Here is a 20,173-nt window from a genome sequence, read left to right as displayed (position 1 = left end):
TATAAGACGATCGGATGAGCGCTGTCGCTTCAATCCTCCGACCTGATGAGATCCGGCCATGTCACAGACCCACTCCCCCGTCGCCGACGCCTGGACGCCGGCGCAAATTCAGGCAGTGATCGACGCCCATCGTTTGAGGCCGGGCGCCATGCTGCCAACGCTGCACGCCATTCAGGACCGCTTTGGCTTCATTCCCGATGCGGCAGTGCCCATGATCGCCGAGGCGTTGCGCCATACCCGCGCCGAAGTGCACGGCATCATCAGCTTTTATCATCACTTTCGCACCCACCCGGCGGGGCGCAGCGTCATTCAGATCTGTCGCGCCGAGGCGTGTCAGTCGGTCGGCAGCCGCCAGCTCGAGGCGCACGCGAGAAAAACGCTGGGCATCGACTATCACCAGACCACGCCGGATCACGAGTTCACGCTCGAGCCGGTTTATTGTCTGGGCAACTGCGCCTGCGGACCGTCCATTCGCGTCAACGATGACATCTTTGGTCGCATGACGCCGGAACAGTTCGACGAACTGACCGACGAGCTGTCGGCCACCGTCGTGGAGGTTAAATGATGGCCGTTACCGTCTATGTCCCCCGGGATACCACCGCGCTGGCGCTGGGTGCCGACCGGGTCGCGACACGCCTTGAGCGTGGTGCCAGAACGCGCGACATGGAGATCAACATCGTACGCAACGGCTCGCGCGGGCTGTTTTATCTGGAGCCGCTGGTCGAGATCGACACGATTGATGGCCGCGTTGCCTATGGCCCGGTCACACCCGGTGATGTTGAATCCCTGCTGGATGCCGGGCTGCTTGAAGGGCGCCAGGATCATCCGCTCTCACTGGGGCTGACCGAAGAGATCGACTATCTCAAGCGCCAGCAGCGTTTGACCTTTTCGCGCATAGGTATCACCGACCCGTTATCGATCGAGGACTACACAGCCCTTCGCGGCTTCAAGGGCCTTGAAAAGACCCTGGCGCTCGACAGCCAGGCGGTCGTTGATGAGATCAAGACCTCCGGTCTGCGCGGTCGTGGCGGCGCGGCCTTCCCGACCGGTATCAAATGGCAGACCGTCCACGATCAGGCCCCGGGTCAGAAATACGTGGTCTGCAACGCCGATGAGGGTGACTCCGGCACCTTTGCCGACAGGCTGGTCATGGAGTGTGACCCCTACCTTTTGATCGAGGGCATGACCATCGCCGGTCTCGCCGTGGGTGCCGAGCAGGGCTACATCTATCTGCGCTCGGAATATCCGCTGGCCCACGCCGTTCTCGATGAAGCAATCGAGCGCGCCGTCAACGCCGGCTATCTCGGCGACAATATCCTGAACAGCGGCCGCGCCTTTCATCTGGAAGTCCGCCTGGGCGCCGGCGCTTACATCTGCGGGGAAGAGACCTCCCTGCTGGAAAGCCTCGAGGGCAAGCGCGGTCTGGTGCGTGCCAAGCCACCGCTGCCGGCCATCGAAGGACTGTTCGGCCGCCCCACCGTGGTCAACAACGTGCTGTCACTGGCGGCCGTCCCGTTCATCATGGATCAGGGCGGCCAGACCTACGCCGACTATGGCCTGGGACGCTCACGCGGGACGCTGGCCATCCAGCTGGCCGGCAACGTCAAGCGCGGCGGACTGGTGGAGCTGGCCTTTGGCACCAGCCTGCTTGAGCTGATGGAAGATTTCGGGGGCGGCACTCTGAGCGGGCGCCCCCTCAAGGCCGTACAGGTCGGCGGTCCGCTGGGCGCCTACCTGCCACAAAGCCAGTGGGACCATCCGGTCGACTACGAGGGTTTTGCCGCCTTCGGTGGCGTGGTGGGCCACGGCGGTGTGGTGATGTTCGACGACAGCGTCGATATGGGCGATCAGGCCCGTTTTGCCATGGAATTTTGCAGCGTTGAATCCTGCGGCAAGTGTACGCCGTGTCGGATTGGTGCCGTGCGCGGTGTAGAAGTCATCGATCGCATCCGCGCCGGCGAGTCGGCTGACAAGAACCTCGTCCTGCTCACCGAACTCTGCGAGACCATGGTCGATGGCTCTTTGTGCGCCATGGGCGGCATGACGCCGTTCCCGGTCCAGAGCGTCCTGCAGCACTTCCCTGATGATCTGACACCTCGACAGGCCGCAACGGCGGGAGGTACGACATGCTGAACTACTTTGATCCCAAACAACCCGGTGCTCACTCGTTCAATGCGGGTCTGGGCGGCGTTGGTGAAGCCCAGAGCACCTTCAATCCGGCCTTTTTCGACCGCGATCTGGGTACCCCGGCCCGCGTCTCCGAGACGCCGGTCGAGCTGACCATCGACGGCACCGCGATTCGCGTACCGGAGGGCACTTCGGTCATGCGCGCTGCGGCACTGGCCGGCATCACCATTCCAAGGCTCTGCGCCTCGGACAATCTCGAAGCGTTCGGGTCCTGCCGGCTCTGCGCGGTGGAGATCGAGGGGCGTCGCGGCATGCCCGCCTCGTGCACCACGCCGGTGGTCGAGGGCATGTCGGTGACGACGCAGAATGCGAAAATCGCGAAGCTGCGCCGCAACATCATGGAGCTCTACATCTCCGACCACCCGCTGGACTGCCTGACCTGTCCGGCCAACGGCGACTGCGAGCTGCAGGACATGGCCGGTGTTGTGGGGCTTCGCGAGGTGCGCTACGGCTACGAGGGTGACAATCACCTTGACGCCAAAATCGACGACTCCAACCCCTACTTCAGCTTTGATCCCAGCAAGTGCATCGTCTGCTCGCGCTGTGTGCGCGCCTGCAACGAGGTGCAGGGCACCTTTGCCCTGACCATCGAGGGCCGTGGCTTTGATTCGAAAGTGGCTGCCAGCCAGAACGAGCCCTTCATGGACTCCGAGTGCGTCTCCTGCGGCGCCTGCGTGCAGGCCTGCCCCACCTCGACGCTGATGGAAAAAAGCGTCATCGAGGAAGGCGTCCCCGAGCACAGCGTCGTGACCACCTGCGCCTACTGCGGCGTGGGCTGCTCGTTCGAGGCGCAGATGAAAGGCGACAAGCTGGTGCGCATGGTGCCCTACAAGGGCGGCGATGCGAATCACGGCCACTCCTGCGTCAAGGGCCGCTTCGCCTTTGGCTATGCCACCCACAAGGACCGCATTCGCGAGCCGATGATCCGCGATTCGATCGATCAGCCCTGGCGTGCGGTGTCCTGGGAGGAGGCCATCGGCTTCGCGGCGCGACGTCTCAAGGAGATTCAGGCGCAGTACGGTCGCGACAGCGTTGGCGGTATCACTTCATCGCGCTGCACCAACGAAGAGACCTATCTGGTTCAGAAACTGATTCGCGCAGCACTTGGCAATAACAACACCGACACCTGTGCTCGCGTGTGTCACTCGCCGACCGGCTATGGTCTCAAGACCACGCTGGGCGAATCCGCCGGCACCCAGACGTTTGATTCGGTCATGAAGGCGGACACCATTCTGGTGATCGGCGCCAACCCGACCGATGCGCACCCGGTATTTGCCTCCCAGATGAAGCGCCGCCTGCGTCAGGGCGCCACACTGATCGTGGCCGACCCGCGCCGCATCGATCTGCTCAGAACGCCTCACGGCGGTCAGGGCCAGCATCTGGCGCTCAAGCCCGGCACCAACGTGGCGCTGGTCAATGCCCTCGGCCATGTGGTCGTCACCGAAGGCCTCGAGGACACCGACTTCATCGCAAGGCGCTGTGACACCGAGGGCTATCAGCGCTGGCGCGCGTTCATCTCTGATGCGCGTCACGCCCCGGAAGCCGTGGAAAATGAAACCGGCGTACCGGCAGAAGCGGTTCGTCAGGCGGCCCGCACCTATGCCAGTGCTGGCAACGGTGCGATCTATTACGGACTGGGCGTGACCGAGCACAGCCAGGGCTCGACCACGGTCATGGCGATCGCCAACCTGGCGATGGCGACCGGCAACATCGGCCGTGAAGGTGTCGGGGTCAACCCGCTGCGCGGGCAGAATAACGTCCAGGGATCGTGTGACATGGGCTCGTTCCCGCACGAGCTGCCGGGCTATCAGCACGTGGCCGACCCCGAGATTCGTCAGCGCTTTGAAGCCGTGTGGAACGCCAAACTCGACGATGAGCCGGGGCTTCGCATTCCCAACATGTTCGATGCCGCCATCAACGGCACCTTCAAGGCGCTCTACGTGCAGGGCGAAGACATCGCCCAGTCCGATCCCAACACGCAGCATGTTGAATCGGCGCTGTCGGCACTGGACTGTCTGATCGTGCAGGACATCTTCCTCAACGAGACGGCGAAGTACGCCCACGTGCTGCTGCCGGGCGCCACCTTCCTTGAGAAGAACGGCACCTTTACCAACGCCGAGAGGCGCATCAACCGCGTACGCCGGGTCATGCCGCCAGTGGCCGGCAAGGAGGACTGGGAGGTTACCCAGGATCTTGCCAATGCGCTGGGCTATCCCATGAACTACAGCCATCCGTCCGAGATCATGGACGAAGTGGCAAGCCTCACGCCGACCTTTACCGGGGTAAGCTACGACAAGCTCGAACAGCTCGGCAGCATTCAGTGGCCCTGCAACGACGATTACCCGCTGGGCACGCCCACCATGCACGGCGTGGACTTCCCGATCGGCAAGGGACACTTTGCCATTACCGAGTACGTGGCCACCGAGGAAAAGGTCAACGCACGCTATCCGCTGCTGCTGACCACCGGACGCATTCTCAGCCAGTACAACGTTGGCGCACAGACACGACGTACCGCCAACAGTGCCTGGCATTCGGAAGACGTGCTGGAGATCCATCCGGTGGATGCCGAGGATCGCGGCCTGCGTGACGGTGACTGGCTCGGCATTCGCAGCCGAGTGGGTCATACCGTACTGCGCTGTCTGGTCAGCGATCGCATGGCGCCAGGGGTGGTCTACACCACCTTCCACCATCCCGGCAGCGGTGCGAACGTGATCACCACCGACAACTCCGACTGGGCCACCAACTGCCCCGAGTACAAGGTGACGGCGGTACAGGTCGAAAAAGTCTCGCAGCCCTCGTCATGGCAGCAGCAGTTCCAGCGCTTTGACGAGCGCCAGCAGCGCTATCTGGCCGATGCCGACACCCCGGAGCCGGCGCTCAAATGAGCGCCGGGCACCCTGAACCCGTCTGGACTGCGAGGTCGCCATGAACGATCCCACGACGCCGCTGATCAGGATGATCAATCAGATCAGCCTCAATAACCGCCATCATGACAGCGATGAGGCGGCCGCCGAGCAGATCGCCGGCCATCTCAAGAAGTTCTGGGCCCGGGACATGAAACGCCAGCTCATCGACTATGCCGACACCGATGGCAGTGAGCTCGACCCCGTATCAAAACTGGCGGTCGAGCGCCTCAAGACCATGTCGGACGTGGTCAGGGACTGGGAGGAAACCTCCGACGCGGGTTAAACCCGGCGGTTTGAAATTCCCTGACGATGGCCCCGCCTGCAGCTTCAGGCGGGGCCATTTTCATTTTGTATTCCCCGAACCCTACAAAGCCTGCGCCTCCTTCAAGACATTGTATTGCCAATTCGCTCGTTCCATTCTGCCCAACCCCCTTGCCGCTCGACGCCATGCGGGAAACCTCGCATAATGCCGAAAAATGCGAATGATAAACCTTATCATCATATGACAGGACGCTATCCGGTATCGCGTTCACAACGTGTGTCTCCCTCTCTGGCCATTACAACGATCATGAAAAGAAATCTGCTGTTTACCGCTTTTATAGCGCTTGCCCTGCTCTCCTGTACCGTGCAGGCAAAAGACACGGTGGTCACCGATGTGGCCGGTCGCCAGGTTCACATCGACACCCCGGTCAAGCGCATGATTCTGGGCGAGGGCCGTCAGATCTATCTGCTGAGCGTGCTGCAGCCTGACGCCCCCTTCAAGGGTGTGGTGGGCTGGCGCGAAGACCTCTCCCAGGCCGACCCGGAAAACTATGAGGCCTACGCGGCCCGCTTTCCCGATATCGAAAACATCCCGACCTTTGGCGGTTTCAAGGACGGCACCTTTGATGTGGAGCAGGCCGCGGCACTGAAACCCGATGTGGTCTTCATGAACATCGAGGCCCAAACGGCCACCGAGGACGCCGGCTACGAGGGCAAGCTGGCGGCGCTGGGCATTCCTATCGTCTACGTCGACTTTCGTGAAAATCCCATCAAGGATACGACACCCTCGATCCGGCTGATGGGCCAGCTTCTGGGCAAGAACGATGAGGCCGAGCGCTTTATCGAATTTTCCGACGAGCAGATGGCACGCGTCACCGATGTGATTGAAAAGGCCAACCCGAAACGCCCGCGCGTGTTCATCGATCGCGCCGGCGGCTACTCTGATGACTGCTGCATGAGCTTTGGTCCGCACAACTTCGGCGAATACGTCGACATTGCCGGCGGGCAGAACATTGCCGATGGCATCATTCCCAACACCTTTGGCACGCTCAACCCCGAACAGATCATCGCCTCCAACCCGGAGCAGGTGGTGGTCACCGGCGGCGACTGGGAAGCCTACGTCCCGGGCGGTGCCTGGGTCGGGGTCGGCCCCGGCGCCGACATGACAAAAGCCCGGCAAAAGCTCGAGGCCCTGACGCATCGCACGGCCATGACCGGCATCGAGGCGGTCAAACAGGATCAGGTCCATGCCATCTGGCATCAGTTCTATAACAGCCCCTATTACTTCGTGGCGATTCAGCAGCTGGCCAAGTGGTTCCACCCCGATCTTTTCCAGGATCTGGACCCCGATGCCACCCTGGCCGAGCTTCACGAGCGCTTTTTGCCGCTGAGCTATCAGCCGGGTTACTGGGTATCACTCGAGGCGGCAGATGAATAAATCGACGGCTGCTGCGGCGGCCTCCGAGCAGGGGCGCAGCTTCTATCGCGCCACGGTGCTGCGCCGCCAGCTGATACTGACGGGGCTACTGGCAGCATTGTTTCTAAGCTTCTGCGTCGATCTGGCCCTCGGCCCGGCCCGCTATGAACTGGGTCAGGTGTTAAGCGCACTGCTTTCTCCCGGCTCGGTCAGCGAGCAGATCAGCGTGATTGTCTGGCAGATCCGCATGCCGGTGGCACTGATGGCGATTGTGGTCGGCGCCAGTCTGTCGATTGCCGGCGCGCAGATGCAGACCATCCTGAGCAACCCGCTGGCCAGCCCGTTTACGCTGGGCATTTCGGCCGGCGCGGGTTTCGGCGCGGCGCTGGCGCTGGCCTTTGGGGTGTCGATCGTGCCGTTCGCGGTGGACTACATCGTGCCGATCAACGCTTTTCTGGTCGCCATGCTCACGGCGCTGATGATTCATCTTCTAAGCATGCGCCGAGGCGTAACGATTGAAACCATCGTGCTGTTGGGCATTGCCATGGTGTTTATCTTCAACGCGCTCATGGCGTTGATCCAGTTCTTTGCCAGCCAGCAGGCCCTGTCAGCCGTGGTGTTCTGGACCATGGGGAGTCTTACCAAGGCGACCTGGCCCAAGGTCTGGGTATCGCTGACGGTACTGGCCATTGCCATCCCGCTGCTGGCGCGCCACGGCTGGGCGCTGACGGCCATGCGACTGGGCGATGCCAAGGCCGAAAGCATGGGCGTGCGACCGCGCCGGCTTCGCCTTCAGGTGTTGATGCTGGTGTCGCTGCTGGCGTCGGTGTCGGTGGCCTTTGTCGGCACGATCGGCTTTATCGGTCTGGTAGGGCCACATATCGCGCGGATGCTGGTGGGCGAGGATCAACGCTTTTTCCTGCCGGCCTCGGCGCTGTGCGGCGCTCTGATCCTGTCGGTGGGCTCGGTGATTTCCAAGACACTGATTCCGGGCACGGTAATTCCCATCGGCATCATTACCTCGCTGGTCGGCATTCCGTTTTTTCTCTTTCTTGTTCTCAACCAGAAGAAATCGACATGGTAAGCCTGACGCTGGAACAGGTGAGCGCCCACTACGGCAAGCGCGAAGTGCTTTCAAGCATTACCACGCCGACACTTTCGGGCGGCCAGGTGGTGGCGCTGCTGGGCCCCAATGCCGCGGGCAAATCCACCCTCTTTCGACGCATTCTGGGGCTGCTCTCCGGTGGCGGTCACGTTCGAATTGCCGGGACGAATGCTGAGCGCCCGGTGGCCTACATGCCCCAGGAAACCCGGATCGATGCGGTATTGAGCGTCTATGAAAGCGTTTTGCTGGCGCGCATGCAGGGGCGTCGCCTCAAGGTGCAGCCCGAGGATCTTGCCCAGGTGGATGCGGCAATCGATGAGTTGAACCTGCAGCAGCTGGCGCAGCGCGATATCGGCGACCTCAGCGGCGGCCAGCGTCAACTGGTCAGCGCCGCGCAGGCACTGGTGCAGGCGCCCGATATCCTCCTGCTGGATGAGCCAACTTCTGCACTCGACCTGCATCGTCAGATCGGGCTTTTAAGCGTGCTGCGCCGGCTGGCCGAACAGCGTCAGATGCTGATCATCGTGGCCCTGCATGATCTCGGTCATGCCCTGCGCTTTGCCGATCAGTCCATCGTGCTGGCCGGCGGGGCGCTCAAGGCGTGTGGTCCGACGCGGGCGGTGGTCACGGCCGAACTCCTGCGGGAGGTCTATCAGGTCGAAGGGCGCATCGAAACCTGCTCAAGAGGCAGCCCGATGCTGGTGATCGAAACCGCCCTTTAACGGGATCGAACAGCAGATAACTTTCGTGCGGCGAGTGATCACGCTGCCCTCGAGCTATTTCAACACTTCCACTTTAACGGGTACCACACCACTGCGGATCATGCCGACTCGCTTGGCTGCGGCGCGGGAGAGATCGATCACACGCCCCCTGGAAAAGGGGCCGCGGTCGTTGATGCGCACCACTGCCTGTCGTTGATTGTTCAGATTGGTTACCCGTACCCGGGTGCCGAACGCCAGCGTGCGATGCGCCGCCGTCATGGCGTTTTTGTCGTAACGCTCGCCGCTGGCGGTTTGCGCGCCCTGATGCCGGTCGCTGTAATAAGAGGCCTTGCCTGACGAGGTCGACCCGGGCGTATCGGACAGCTGATTGCCGGCACACCCCGCCAGCCCGGACAGACACGCCAGCATCAGAAAGCGCCACACGCTTGATTGGCAAACCGTCTTCGTTGACACCATCGACATGACCCCGTGACCTGTATAAAAAAACGCACCGCAGTCTATCAGAGCTGCGGTGCGTTGTTGGCCAGAGTCAGGTCGAGAATCTACTGACCCTTCACCTCGATATCGACCCGGATATTGCCGCGCGTGGCCTTGGAGTAGGGGCACATTTCATGCGCCTGAGCGATCAGCTTTTCTGCCTCGTCCTGTGGCAGGGCAACGTCTGCCGTCAGCTTGACCGTCAGGTTGTAGTCGTGATTTTCGGAATCCAGCGCGACGTGGGCCGCAACCGGAATATCATCAAGCTTGTGGCCCTGCTGGCGCGCCACGCCCATTGCGGCGCTGGCAAAACAGGCGGCATAGCCGGCCGCAAAGAGTTGCTCCGGATTGGTGGCATCGGTGCCACTGCCCGGCATCGCGAGATCGACATCCAGAATGCCGTCATCGCTTCTGGCATGCCCCTTGCGCCCGCCGGAGACGTTGACGGTGGTTTCATACATGACTGCCATGATGCTCTCCCTGTGATAAAGCCTGCTGCAAGCGTAGCGGATACCGTCGTAACGTGCCTTTATCGACTCGATGAACATAAAAAAACCCTGCCGGGTGGCAGGGTTTTGACATCGATCCAGACGCTTACGGGCGCATGTCATCGAAGAATTTTTTCACGCCGTCAAACCAGCGGCTTTTACGCGGCGAATGACGCGTGTCCGTGCCATCCAGGCTTTCCTGGAACTGACGCAGCAGCTGCTTTTGCTCTTCGTCGAGGTTAACGGGCGTTTCAAGCACCACCTTGCACATCAGGTCGCCAGGTGCGCCGCCACGTACCGGCTTGACGCCCTTGCCGCGCAGGCGGAACAGTTTGCCGGTCTGGGTCTCGGGCGGAATACGCAGCTTGACGCGGCCTTCAAGCGTCGGCACTTCGAGTTCACCACCCAGTGTGGCGTCTACAAAGTTGATGGGCACTTCGCAGTAAAGATCGCGCCCGTCACGCTCGAAGATGGCATGGGCCTTAATGGCCACCTGCACGTAGAGATCGCCCGCAGGACCGCCGTTGACGCCGGCTTCGCCTTCGCCGTTGAGGCGAATACGGTCACCGGTATCCACGCCGGCCGGGATCTTGACCGACAGGGTGCGCGTTTCCTGAATGCGTCCTTCACCGTGACACTTGCGGCACGGCGTATCGACGCTCTGCCCCTGGCCATGGCAGGTCGGGCAGGGTTGCTGCACGGCGAAAAAGCCCTGCTGCATGCGCACCTGACCCATACCGTTACAGGTCGAGCAGGTACGCTTGCTGGTACCGGGCTCGGCGCAGTCACCGTGGCAGCGATCGCACTCTACAAGACGCGGCACGCGGATATCGACGGTCGTGCCGGCAACGGCCTCTTCCAGATCGATTTCCAGGTTATAGCGCAAATCGCTGCCGCGGGCAGCGCCTCCCGGCCCGCGACGCCCGCCGGCGCCACCGAAGATGTCACCAAAGACATCGCCAAAGATGTCGCTGAAGCCACCCGCGCCGCCGGCACCACCAAAGCCGCCGCCGCCAAAGCCGCCACCCTGACCATCAACGCCGGCGTGGCCGAACTGGTCGTAGGACGCACGCTTGTCGCTGTCGGCAAGGACTTCATAGGCGTCAGAGACCTCGCGAAACTTCTCGGCAGCCGTATCATCGTCCGGATTGCGATCCGGATGATACTTCTGTGCCAGTCGGCGATAGGCCTTTTTGATTTCACGGTCGTCGGCGCCGCGCTCGACGCCAAGGACCTCATAGTAGTCACGCTTGGACATGGTGTAACGGATCCTCCGAAGTCTGACACCTGCAAAAACAACGCGGGAGCAAGGCCCCCGCGTTGTACAGATCAGGCGTGGAAAGCCTTACTGTTTTTTCTGGTCGTCGTTGACTTCTTCGTAGTCCGCATCGACCACATCATCGCTGCTCTTCTGCTCACCTTCCGGCTGCTCGCCCTGGGCCTGTTCGCCCTGCTCGGCGTACATCTTCTGCGCCAGGTTGCCGGAGGCTTCGGTCAGGGCATCCAGTTTCGGCTGAATCTGTTCCGGGTCGTCTGTCTTGAGCGCCTCTTCCAGCTCGGAAATGGCAGTCTCGATACTCTGACGATCCTCGTCGGTTGCCTTGTCGCCGGACTCTTCAAGCGTCTTGCGCGAGGCGTGGATCATGCCGTCAGCCTGGTTGCGCAGCTGCACCAGCTCTTCGAACTTCTTGTCCTCGGCCTCGTGCGCCTCGGCGTCCTGCACCATCTGGTCGATCTCTTCGTCGGAGAGACCGCCGGAGGACTTGATCACGATCGACTGTTCCTTGCCGGTCGCCTTGTCCTTCGCGGTAATGTTGAGGATACCGTTGGCGTCGAGATCGAAGGCAACTTCGATCTGCGGTACGCCGCGCGGTGCCGGCGGAATGTCGGCCAGATCAAAGCGACCCAGCGACTTGTTCTGTGCCGCCTGCTTGCGCTCGCCCTGCAGCGCATGGATGGTCACTGCCGTCTGGTTGTCCTCGGCCGTGGAGAAGGTCTGAGTCTTCTTGGTCGGGATCGTGGTGTTTTTCTCGATCAGCGGCGTCATGACACCACCCATCGTTTCGATGCCCAGCGTCAGCGGCGTGACGTCGAGCAGCAGCACGTCCTTGACGTCACCGCCCAGTACGCCGCCCTGGAGCGCGGCACCCATGGCGACGGCTTCATCCGGGTTGACGTCCTTGCGAGCGTCCTGACCAAAGAATTCGGCAACCTTTTGCTGAACCATCGGCATGCGCGTCTGGCCACCCACCAGGATCACATCCTGAATCTCGCTGTTGGAGAGACCGGCGTCCTGCATGGCGGTTTTGCACGGGCCGAGCGAGCGCTGAACCAGATCTTCGACCAGCGACTCGAGCTTGGCGCGTGTAACCTTGACCGCCAGGTGCTTGGGACCGGTCTGGTCTGCCGTGACATAGGGCAGGTTGACTTCGGTCTGCTGCGCGGAGGACAGCTCGATCTTGGCCTTCTCGGCGGCTTCCTTCAGACGCTGCATGGCGAGCGAATCACCCGACAGGTCGATACCGGAATCGGCCTTGAACTGCTGGACAAGATAGTCGATCAGCTTGAGGTCAAAGTCTTCGCCGCCCAGGAAGGTGTCACCGTTGGTAGCGAGTACTTCGAACTGCTTTTCACCATCGACATCAGCCACTTCGATGATGGAGATATCGAAGGTGCCGCCGCCCAGGTCATAAACCGCGATGGTACGGTCGCCACCCTTGCTGTCCATGCCGTAGGCCAGCGCGGCTGCCGTCGGCTCGTTGATGATGCGCTTGACTTCAAGCCCGGCGATACGACCGGCATCCTTGGTGGCCTGACGCTGAGAGTCATTGAAGTAGGCCGGTACAGTGATAACCGCTTCGGTCACTTCTTCACCGAGATAGTCCTCGGCGGTCTTTTTCATTTTCTTCAGGACTTCAGCGCTGACCTGCGGCGGCGCCATCTTCTTGTCGTTGACCTGAACCCAGGCATCGCCGTTGTCGGCTTCGATGATGCTGTAGGGCACCATCTTGATGTCCTTTTGAACAACGTCATCCTTGAACTTGCGGCCGATCAGGCGCTTGACCGCATACAGGGTGTTGTTCGGGTTGGTCACGGCCTGGCGCTTTGCCGCCTGACCGACCAGTGTTTCGCCGTCATCGGTGTAGCCGATGATGGAAGGCGTCGTGCGCGCGCCTTCGGCGTTTTCAATTACGCGGGTCTTGTCGCCATCAAGCACAGCCACACAGGAGTTGGTTGTGCCAAGGTCGATACCAATAATGCGTCCCATAGTGTCACCTCGAAAAATCTTCTGAACCAAAATGCTTTCGATGCGCAGTCAACGCTGCGTGGATGTCTGCCTATGTGTGGGCATTACGTCGCTTTTCAAGACCCCACACGTATCGTTGTCGACAAAACATCCGTGGCCGGGTATCAGGCCTGCTTGCTTACTACCACCATGGCCGGGCGTACCAGACGTCCGTTGAGCGTGTATCCCTTCTGCATGACATCCATGACCGTATTGGGATCCAGCTCCGGATTGGCCACCTGGGTCATGGCTTCATGATATTGCGGGTCGAAGGGCTCGCCGTGCGGGTCGAGCTGTTCGACGCCAAACTTGGAGAGCACATCGAGCTGCATTTTCAGCGTCATCGACACCCCTTCGCGATGGGTTTCGCTGACATCTTCACTCATGCTCTCAAGGCCCTTTTCAAGGCTGTCCACGACCGGTAGCAGCTCCTTGACGAACTTTTCCAGAGCAAATTTCTTCGCCTTGTCGGCATCCTGCTCGGCGCGACGACGCGCGTTTTGCGCCTCGGCTGCCGCGCGGACCTGTTGATCCTTCGCCTCGGCCAGCTCCTGCTCAAGCTCTGCGACACGGCCGGCCAGAACATCGGCTTCCTGGTCGCTTGAGCTCAGCATTTCTTCGTCGTCTGTCTGCAAAACGCCTTCGATATCTTCAAGGCCATCCGTCTTGCCGGCGTCAAACGGTTGTGGCTCGGCATCACGCTCGGCGCGTTCGAGCTCTTCATCCTTCGGATCATGCGGCTTGTTGGTCATAACCCACTCCTGACTCGCTGTGGCTGCCTTTCAGGTTGTGCCGCTCGTTGTGCGCGGGCAGTACGCAACCGAGTGTCAGTGCGTCATCCTGTAGAGCGACATTGATGCTGAAAACTGTTTACCCAGATGGGGCATTTGGGTCGCGATCTCAAGGCATGAAGACGATGAAATTACCAATTCAGGGTATTGAAGCCCGATCAGAGCCGCTGTATAAAAACACACTCACTGTATATAAAGTCAGTTTTTAACCCACTAAACCCAGTCTTTTGCGACCGCGCACACGGGAGTGGCCATGCTGTCTCAGCTATCCATCAGTAATTACGCCATCGTCGAACATCTGGAGCTGGATTTTCGCAATGGCATGACGACCATCACCGGTGAAACCGGTGCCGGCAAGTCCATTCTTCTGGATGCCCTGTCGCTTTGTCTGGGAGAGCGGGCCGATGCCGGAAGCGTACGTTATGGTGCTGCAAGAGCCGATCTGGCCGTGCGCTTTGATATCGAGGCGCTGCCCCAGGCGCGTGCCTGGCTTGCCGAGCGCGATCTGGACGACACCGAATGCCTGCTGCGCCGCTCGGTCACTGCCAACGGGCGCTCAAAGGCCTGGATCAACGGTGTACCGGCGCCGCTTGCCGATCTCAAGGCGCTGAGCGAACACCTGATCGATATTCATGGCCAGCATGCCCATCAGACCCTGATGCGCGAGGAAACGCACCTGCGCCTTCTGGATGACTTTGCCGGCCACACCGGCCAGGTCGAGCAGCTCACACAGATCCATCGCCAGTGGCAGCAGGCCAATCGTCGACTGAAAGCGGCGCGTGAAAGCGGTGATGAGCAGCAGGCCCGATGCCAGCTGTTGCGTTATCAGGTCGAGGAACTCGATGCGCTGGCACTGGGCGAGGAAGAACTGGCAACACTCGAGCAGGAGCAGACCCGGCTGGCCAATGCCGAAGAGCTCATCACTCAGGCGCAGTTTGCCGCTGACTGCTGCGATGATGATGAAAGTGGTGCGCTCACCCGGCTGACACAGGCTCGCCAGCGCCTGGAACAGCTGCCAGGCAGTGACACCGGCGCCCTGGCCAATATTTTGAACATGCTCGGTGATGCCTGCATTCAGCTACAGGAAGCCGGTTATGAGCTGCATCGCTATGTCAGCAGTACCGAGCTCGACCCTGATCGTCTGATGACGGTGGAATCGCGCCTTGCGGAGATCCATCGCATTGCGCGCAAGCATCACGTCATGCCCGAGGAAGTACCGGCGCTGCACCAGCGTCTGCAGGCAGAGTTTTCCGAGCTGCAGGGCGACGGGGAAGACATGGAAACACTGGTTGAAGCCACGGAAACAGCGCGCAATGCCTGGCGCGAGCTGGCCCACCGGGTTTCCGAGCAGCGCCTTGAGGCAGCACAGCGCATGGGCGGGGAAGTGCAGTCTCAACTGGCGTTTCTGGGGATGGAAAAGGCGGACTTCACCGTCGATATTGCGCGTCGTGATACCGCCCAACCAGAGGGCATGGACCGGGTCAGCTTTCTGATCAGTGCCAACCCAGGACAACCGGCGCGCGCCCTGACCCGTGTAGCGTCGGGTGGTGAGCTGTCGCGCGTAAGCCTGGCCATTCAGGTGGTCGCCGCACAGCACAGCACCATTCCGACCCTGGTCTTTGACGAAGTGGACGTGGGCATCTCGGGCGCCACGGCAGAAATCGTCGGCCAGCTACTGCGCCAGCTGGGCAGCCACGGTCAGATTCTTTGCGTTACCCATCTACCTCAGGTGGCGGCTCAGGGGCATCAGCATCTGCATATCGAGAAACAGGCGGATGAGCAAACCACCCATACCACCATGGCGCTGCTCGACGAGGGCGGACGGGTTCGAGAGCTTGCTCGCATGCTGGGTGGCGTTCACCTGTCAGAGCGAACGCTGGCCCATGCCCGGGAGATGCTGGATGTGAGCCAGCGCTCGGCACACTAGTCAGACCTGCTACCTGCCAACGTCAAAACGCCGCGAACATTCGCGGCGTTTTCATGATCACCCGGTCCGCGCCGCCGCAATCAACGACGGTTGCCACCATCCTGTCGCGTTGCGCTGGAGCCCTTGGGACGTACATACAGCACCAGTGCGTGATCGACCAGCTCGTAGCCGCGCTCTTCTGCGAGTTCGCGCTGACGACGCTCGATATCACGATCAAAGAACTCGACCACTTCACCTGTTTCCAGACACAGCATATGGTCGTGATGCTCTTCTTGAGACATCTCGAATACGGCATGGCCACCGTCAAAGTTATGACGGACTACAAGCCCTGCGGATTCAAACTGTGTCAGTACACGATAAACAGTGGCCAGACCGACGTCTTCACCGGAATCCAGCAGCGCCTTGTAGACGTCTTCGGCGCTCATGTGCAGATCCTCTTCCCGCGTTGCCTCGAGGATCTGAAGGATTTTTACGCGTGGCAGGGTCACCTTGAGCCCTGCCTTGCGTAACTCCTGATTTCTATCGGCCATGGTAGCTCTTCGCAGTCTCTGGATGTATCGGGTATGATCGATCAAGGCAAACGATAGGGAAAGTCCCAGGCAAATGCAAAACACGCTCAAGCTTATAATTTTTTCTTTAATGGTCAGCCTGTTAGCAGCATGCGTTTACAAGCGCGACCTTCCCCAGGGCAACCTGATCACTCCCGATATGGTATCGCAGCTACAGCCCGGCATGAGCCGTCAGCAGGTTGTACAGGTCATGGGCAGTCCCCTGATGTACAACGCCTTTGACGATGCGAGCTGGAACTATGTCTATCGGCTAAAGGATGCTGATGACAATATCACTGAAAAGCAGGTTTCGCTTGTCTTTAATGGCAATCAACTGGCAGATATTCAGACAGCCGGTGAGATTGGCGCAAGCCCCGGAACCGAGCAGCGTGATGCTCCGGCCTCTGCCGCCGCGGCCGGACCGGGAGACACGATCTCTCCGATGGGCAGACCGGCTTCCAACCCTGCAGGTGGCTCTACCGATCCGACCCTGTAGATCATCAAAACAGCAGCCTCTACTTAAACCTTTCGTCGGGCCCTGGCCCGACGAGCCTGCTTCGGGTCGACGTGAAGCGGCCTGTAAATTTCGATGCGATCTGCCTGATGGACCACCCTTTCGGCAGGCGATTTGACATGCTCGCCAAAGATGCCCAGCTGAAGTTCCTCAACAGGCACGCCCATCAGCTCGTCTATACGAGCGCAGATCCCTGAAGCCTCAAGCGCTGTCAGTACCGTGGCCCCGTGCGATACGGTAACCACTTCCAGATGCTGCTCCTTCGGCGTTGCCCAGGCGATCTCACAGGTAACGGTGTCTTCTGACTGCATCAACGTCCGTACACCCTGTCTGCACGCTCGATAAAGGCGTCTACCAGCTGACCGGCCAACTGATTGAAAAGACGGCCGAAGGCCATGCCCAGCAGCCGACTGGAAAATTCAAACTCCAGATGCAGCTCTACACGGCATGAACGGTCATCAAGCGCCACGAATTTCCAGTATCCCTCAAAACGCTTGAACGGCCCGCTGGCCAGTGACAGGTCGATCCGATCAAAGGGGTGAAGTTTGTTGTGGGTGCGAAAGGTCTGTTCGATTCCTCCCTTTCCCAGTGTCAGTTCTCCGATGAGATGGTCTTCCCCTCTTTCCACCGTTCGCGCGTTGCGACAGTTGGGCAGAAATTCGGGATAACGCTCGAAATCATTGACCAGCTCAAACATCTGCCGATCGGTATGGCGCACCATCGTGGAGCGATCAACGGTGGGCATGCCCTTCTCCCATGACGCAGGCACGCTCAGCGCGTACCATGGTTGACGTTTGTTCACACATGCTTGAATGATATCACGCCTCCCCCCATCTTAAGGTGAGCACGCGCATGTGATGTATCGCATGATTTTTATAGTCAAGGAGATGACATTTCGATGGGCAAGAAGAAACATCAGCCCTCAGGCAATCTGATTGCCCAGAACCGCAAGGCGCGCCATGAGTACCACATCGAAGAGAGCTTTGAAGCAGGGCTTTCCTTATCGGGTTGGGAGGTCAAAAGCCTGCGCGCCGGCAAGGGACAGCTGACGGATACCTATATTCTGGTTCGCCGTGGTGAGGCGTGGCTTATGGGGGCGCATTTCACGCCTTTGAACACCACCAGCACTCATGACGTGGCTGATCCCGCCCGCACGCGCAAACTGCTGCTGCATAAAAAGGAAATTGCCAAAATCTTTTCGCGCACGCAGGACAAGGGCCATACCTGCGTCCCGTTGCGGCTTTACTGGAAAGGGCATCTGGTCAAATGCGAGCTGGCGCTGGTGGTCGGTAAACAAAAGCATGACAAGCGGGAAACCGAAAAACAGCGTGACTGGCAGCGACAGAAGGCACGGGTCGTGCGTGAGCAGCGCTAGTCACAAGCGACGAGCGTCAGGCAGTCATGAACGTCGCGTGACGCTCGATGTCGACAGCGATTGGCGCTGACTGCAAATATTGCTACACTCCTTGGCGAACCGGGGGCGTTATGGATTCGACGCCGGTTGCAGATCCTGAGGTGCATGCCGAGAGCGTAACGTATCTCGTAAATCCCACGTTACTCTAAAATAGTCGCAAATGACGAAAACTATGCTCAAGAGGGCGCGCTGGCAGCTTAAACCCTGCTGGTAACCTTCTTACCTCGAAGCGATGTGCCTGTTCATCGTGACGAGGCTACGAGCTACAGCTGACAGGATCGCGGTTGGTTTTGTTCTCGCGTCAACCGCTAAACATTAGAGAGCCCGCTGTATCGGATCCTGCTCGTCGGAGCCGATACGGTTGAACCAAAAGACGAATCTAAGCATGTAGAGCTGATGGACGAGTGCCGGCGGACGGGGGTTCAACTCCCCCCGCCTCCACCAAACATCAAAGCCGCTGATTTTTCAGCGGCTTTTTTTATTTTATGACCCATTATTGATTTGAAATTATCAATTGCCAAACAAAAATTTAATGCACCAGACTTTAAAAAAGAAATTTTAATGGTTGGTTATGGCAGCGCCAATATTTATGGCGAACCCTTTGAAAACAAATAGCGCCTTCGAAGAAATATAACTATTCCAGGAAATATCAAAACAATGCCCAGTTTGACCAATGACCACCTGAAGTGGCACATCAGCTGGCATCAACCATTACTTTGCGCGTTCCAGCCTACCTGTCAGACCGTAACGCACGATTAAATGTTGTGGATTACCAAGGCTGTTTTTTTAATTACCCTGGTTGGCAGCGGTAATTATGCAGAAAGTAACAAAAGATACACACAGTGACCTGCAGAACCACTTCGGCACATCCCGGTGGTGAGTACGCTGCCAACATTACGCTATCGCAGCTAACACATATCGGAATGATGTTTTCCATGGATGGCGCCGTATCATTTTTCAGATCAAACTGAAAAATTGTACGAATACCTTCATAAACGGTTCAGCGAGCCTTGATGATTCGTTAACCGGCAAGGTTGCTCATGGCCAATACAGGACATCATCCGATACAACAGCCTGATTTGAAGGGCAGCTGTATCGCAGGGTATCCAAGAATGAAGGAGGGCATATGCCCAGGGCCGTAAAAAACCTGTTTGCCGACTCGCTGACTGCTGAATCGGAGCCTCAAATGAAGAAGCAGGACAGCAGGACTGTCGATGTGGAGAAAAGGGACCACATCGGTGAATACCTGCGCCTGGCGCGTCGCAGCATCATGAATGTCCTTCCTGACAAGTGGCACACGGCACTTCGCTACCGACGGGTATTCGGTGAATTTCCGGACCTGAAAAATCCGCGCACCTTCAACGAAAAGATCTGCTATCGCAAGATCAATCCTCAGCCCATCTACTCGGTTTTAAGTGACAAGATTGCGGCACGCGATTATGTGGCACATACCATCGGCGAGCAGTATCTGGTGCCCTGCTACGCAATAGAATCCGAGCCCACGCCGGCAACCTATTCCGCCCTGCCGGAAAGCTTCGTGATGAAAGCCAATCACGGCTTCGGCTATAACCTGCTTGTGCGCGACAAGGCCGACCATCCCTTTCCCCAGATCTACAACCTGGGGCGCCACTGGCTGGGACAGGACTTTTACGACGTATGTCGAGAAGCACACTATCGTGATATCAAGCCCTGCCTGATTTTTGAAAAGCTGCTTGTTGATGACCTTGGCAACATCCCCAAGGACTTCAAGTTTCACTGTTTTCAGCGTGAGGGCGAAGATCCGGTCGTTTTCATTGAAGTAACACACGACCGCTTTACCAACTACAAGGTCGATTTTTACAATCAGGACTGGGAGCTGGTAGAGATACGCCGGCCCGAAGTCAGCACGGGCCAGGCCATGCCGCGCCCGCAGCAGCTTGATGAGGCGCTCGAGCTGGCACTCAAGCTTGCCAACGGTTTCTCTTACGTACGTGTGGATTTTTATCTGGTGGGTGACGCCATCTATTTTGGCGAAATGACCTTTACGCCGACCGCCGGACTGACAAAATTCAAGGATCGGGAAACCGATCGTCAGTGGGGCGCTCTGTTCGACGTCTAGGTCCGCTGCCATGACATGGCAATCGCTTGATT

The 20,173-nt window shown here is 59.3% G+C and carries 19 protein-coding genes and 1 other RNA gene; 12 read left to right on the top strand and 8 right to left on the bottom strand.

Features of this window, described 5'->3' with window-relative positions; translation table 11 throughout:
- Positions 1-58: 58 nt before the first annotated feature.
- The 7 genes from ACS92L_RS15055 to ACS92L_RS15025 all read left to right on the top strand — a co-directional run bounded on the left by ACS92L_RS15055 (position 59) and on the right by ACS92L_RS15025 (position 8,598).
- On the top strand, positions 59-565 hold the full coding sequence (locus tag ACS92L_RS15055) for a formate dehydrogenase subunit gamma (protein ID WP_438765911.1): 507 nt from the start codon (positions 59-61) through the stop codon (positions 563-565).
- Positions 565-2,133, top strand: coding sequence for a formate dehydrogenase beta subunit (locus ACS92L_RS15050; RefSeq protein WP_438768499.1), 1,569 nt, complete (start codon positions 565-567; stop codon positions 2,131-2,133). Before ACS92L_RS15055 ends, ACS92L_RS15050 begins: the two co-directional genes overlap by 1 nt.
- Positions 2,127-5,072: a formate dehydrogenase subunit alpha gene (gene fdhF / locus ACS92L_RS15045; RefSeq protein WP_438765909.1), complete on the top strand. Its 2,946-nt coding sequence runs from the start codon at positions 2,127-2,129 to the stop codon at positions 5,070-5,072. The genes ACS92L_RS15050 and fdhF overlap by 7 nt, the downstream gene beginning before the upstream one ends.
- A 40-nt stretch (positions 5,073-5,112) precedes the next feature.
- Positions 5,113-5,376, top strand: a complete 264-nt coding sequence (locus ACS92L_RS15040) for a formate dehydrogenase subunit delta (protein WP_438765907.1) — start codon at positions 5,113-5,115, stop codon at positions 5,374-5,376.
- A 285-nt stretch (positions 5,377-5,661) separates the two neighbouring features.
- On the top strand, positions 5,662-6,792 hold the full coding sequence (locus ACS92L_RS15035) for an ABC transporter substrate-binding protein (RefSeq protein WP_438765906.1): 1,131 nt from the start codon (positions 5,662-5,664) through the stop codon (positions 6,790-6,792).
- Entirely contained in the window at positions 6,785-7,855 is a 1,071-nt protein-coding gene (locus ACS92L_RS15030) for a FecCD family ABC transporter permease (RefSeq protein WP_438765904.1), read from the top strand. The genes ACS92L_RS15035 and ACS92L_RS15030 overlap by 8 nt, the downstream gene beginning before the upstream one ends.
- Entirely contained in the window at positions 7,849-8,598 is a 750-nt protein-coding gene (locus tag ACS92L_RS15025) for an ABC transporter ATP-binding protein (protein WP_438765902.1), read from the top strand. Before ACS92L_RS15030 ends, ACS92L_RS15025 begins: the two co-directional genes overlap by 7 nt.
- Positions 8,599-8,652: 54 nt before the next feature.
- Here the strand turns inward: ACS92L_RS15025 and ACS92L_RS15020 are convergent, their stop codons facing one another.
- The 5 genes from ACS92L_RS15020 to grpE all read right to left on the bottom strand — a co-directional run bounded on the left by ACS92L_RS15020 (position 8,653) and on the right by grpE (position 13,601).
- Positions 8,653-9,054, bottom strand: coding sequence for a septal ring lytic transglycosylase RlpA family protein (locus ACS92L_RS15020; protein WP_438765900.1), 402 nt, complete (start codon positions 9,052-9,054; stop codon positions 8,653-8,655).
- Between the two features lie 86 nt (positions 9,055-9,140).
- On the bottom strand, positions 9,141-9,545 hold the full coding sequence (locus tag ACS92L_RS15015) for an Ohr family peroxiredoxin (RefSeq protein ID WP_438765899.1): 405 nt from the start codon (positions 9,543-9,545) through the stop codon (positions 9,141-9,143).
- Positions 9,546-9,669: 124 nt separating this feature from the next.
- Positions 9,670-10,821 (bottom strand): molecular chaperone DnaJ, encoded by a 1,152-nt coding sequence (dnaJ, locus tag ACS92L_RS15010; protein WP_438765898.1) that lies wholly within the window; start codon positions 10,819-10,821, stop codon positions 9,670-9,672.
- A gap of 87 nt (positions 10,822-10,908) precedes the next feature.
- Entirely contained in the window at positions 10,909-12,831 is a 1,923-nt protein-coding gene (gene dnaK, locus ACS92L_RS15005; RefSeq protein ID WP_438765897.1) for a molecular chaperone DnaK, read from the bottom strand.
- Between the two features lie 143 nt (positions 12,832-12,974).
- Positions 12,975-13,601 (bottom strand): nucleotide exchange factor GrpE, encoded by a 627-nt coding sequence (grpE, locus tag ACS92L_RS15000; RefSeq protein WP_438765896.1) that lies wholly within the window; start codon positions 13,599-13,601, stop codon positions 12,975-12,977.
- 292 nt (positions 13,602-13,893) lie between these two features.
- Here grpE and recN point away from each other — a divergent pair, with 292 nt between their 5' ends.
- A complete protein-coding gene (recN, locus tag ACS92L_RS14995) occupies positions 13,894-15,567 on the top strand; it encodes a DNA repair protein RecN (RefSeq protein WP_438765895.1) in 1,674 nt (557 codons plus the stop codon).
- A gap of 80 nt (positions 15,568-15,647) precedes the next feature.
- On the opposite strand, the gene fur is transcribed toward recN, so the two are convergent.
- Positions 15,648-16,097 carry a ferric iron uptake transcriptional regulator gene (gene fur, locus ACS92L_RS14990; RefSeq protein WP_090136096.1) on the bottom strand — a complete coding sequence of 150 codons (450 nt, stop codon included), beginning with the start codon at positions 16,095-16,097 and terminating at the stop codon, positions 15,648-15,650.
- A 73-nt stretch (positions 16,098-16,170) separates the two neighbouring features.
- Here fur and ACS92L_RS14985 point away from each other — a divergent pair, with 73 nt between their 5' ends.
- Complete coding sequence (locus tag ACS92L_RS14985) at positions 16,171-16,611, top strand: outer membrane protein assembly factor BamE (protein ID WP_438765894.1); 441 nt, start codon at positions 16,171-16,173, stop codon at positions 16,609-16,611.
- 23 nt (positions 16,612-16,634) lie between these two features.
- On the opposite strand, the gene ACS92L_RS14980 is transcribed toward ACS92L_RS14985, so the two are convergent.
- Both ACS92L_RS14980 and ACS92L_RS14975 read right to left on the bottom strand, forming a co-directional pair.
- Positions 16,635-16,940 carry an RnfH family protein gene (locus ACS92L_RS14980; RefSeq protein WP_438765892.1) on the bottom strand — a complete coding sequence of 102 codons (306 nt, stop codon included), beginning with the start codon at positions 16,938-16,940 and terminating at the stop codon, positions 16,635-16,637.
- On the bottom strand, positions 16,940-17,374 hold the full coding sequence (locus ACS92L_RS14975) for a type II toxin-antitoxin system RatA family toxin (RefSeq protein WP_438765891.1): 435 nt from the start codon (positions 17,372-17,374) through the stop codon (positions 16,940-16,942). The genes ACS92L_RS14980 and ACS92L_RS14975 overlap by 1 nt, the downstream gene beginning before the upstream one ends.
- A 153-nt stretch (positions 17,375-17,527) precedes the next feature.
- Here ACS92L_RS14975 and smpB point away from each other — a divergent pair, with 153 nt between their 5' ends.
- The 3 genes from smpB (at position 17,528) to ACS92L_RS14960 (ending at position 20,141) form a co-directional block, all read left to right on the top strand.
- Entirely contained in the window at positions 17,528-18,004 is a 477-nt protein-coding gene (gene smpB, locus ACS92L_RS14970) for an SsrA-binding protein SmpB (RefSeq protein ID WP_438765890.1), read from the top strand.
- Between the two features lie 101 nt (positions 18,005-18,105).
- Positions 18,106-18,487, top strand: a transfer-messenger RNA (tmRNA) gene (gene ssrA, locus ACS92L_RS14965).
- A gap of 742 nt (positions 18,488-19,229) precedes the next feature.
- Positions 19,230-20,141 (top strand): ATP-grasp fold amidoligase family protein, encoded by a 912-nt coding sequence (locus tag ACS92L_RS14960; RefSeq protein ID WP_438765889.1) that lies wholly within the window; start codon positions 19,230-19,232, stop codon positions 20,139-20,141.
- Positions 20,142-20,173: the final 32 nt, after the last annotated feature.

The sequence above is a fragment of the Kushneria halocnemicola genome (genome assembly GCF_965650455.1).
Lineage (GTDB): Bacteria > Pseudomonadota > Gammaproteobacteria > Pseudomonadales > Halomonadaceae > Kushneria.
The sequence above is the reverse complement of the archived record's forward strand: the minus strand, read 5'-3'. Positions and strand labels throughout refer to the sequence as shown.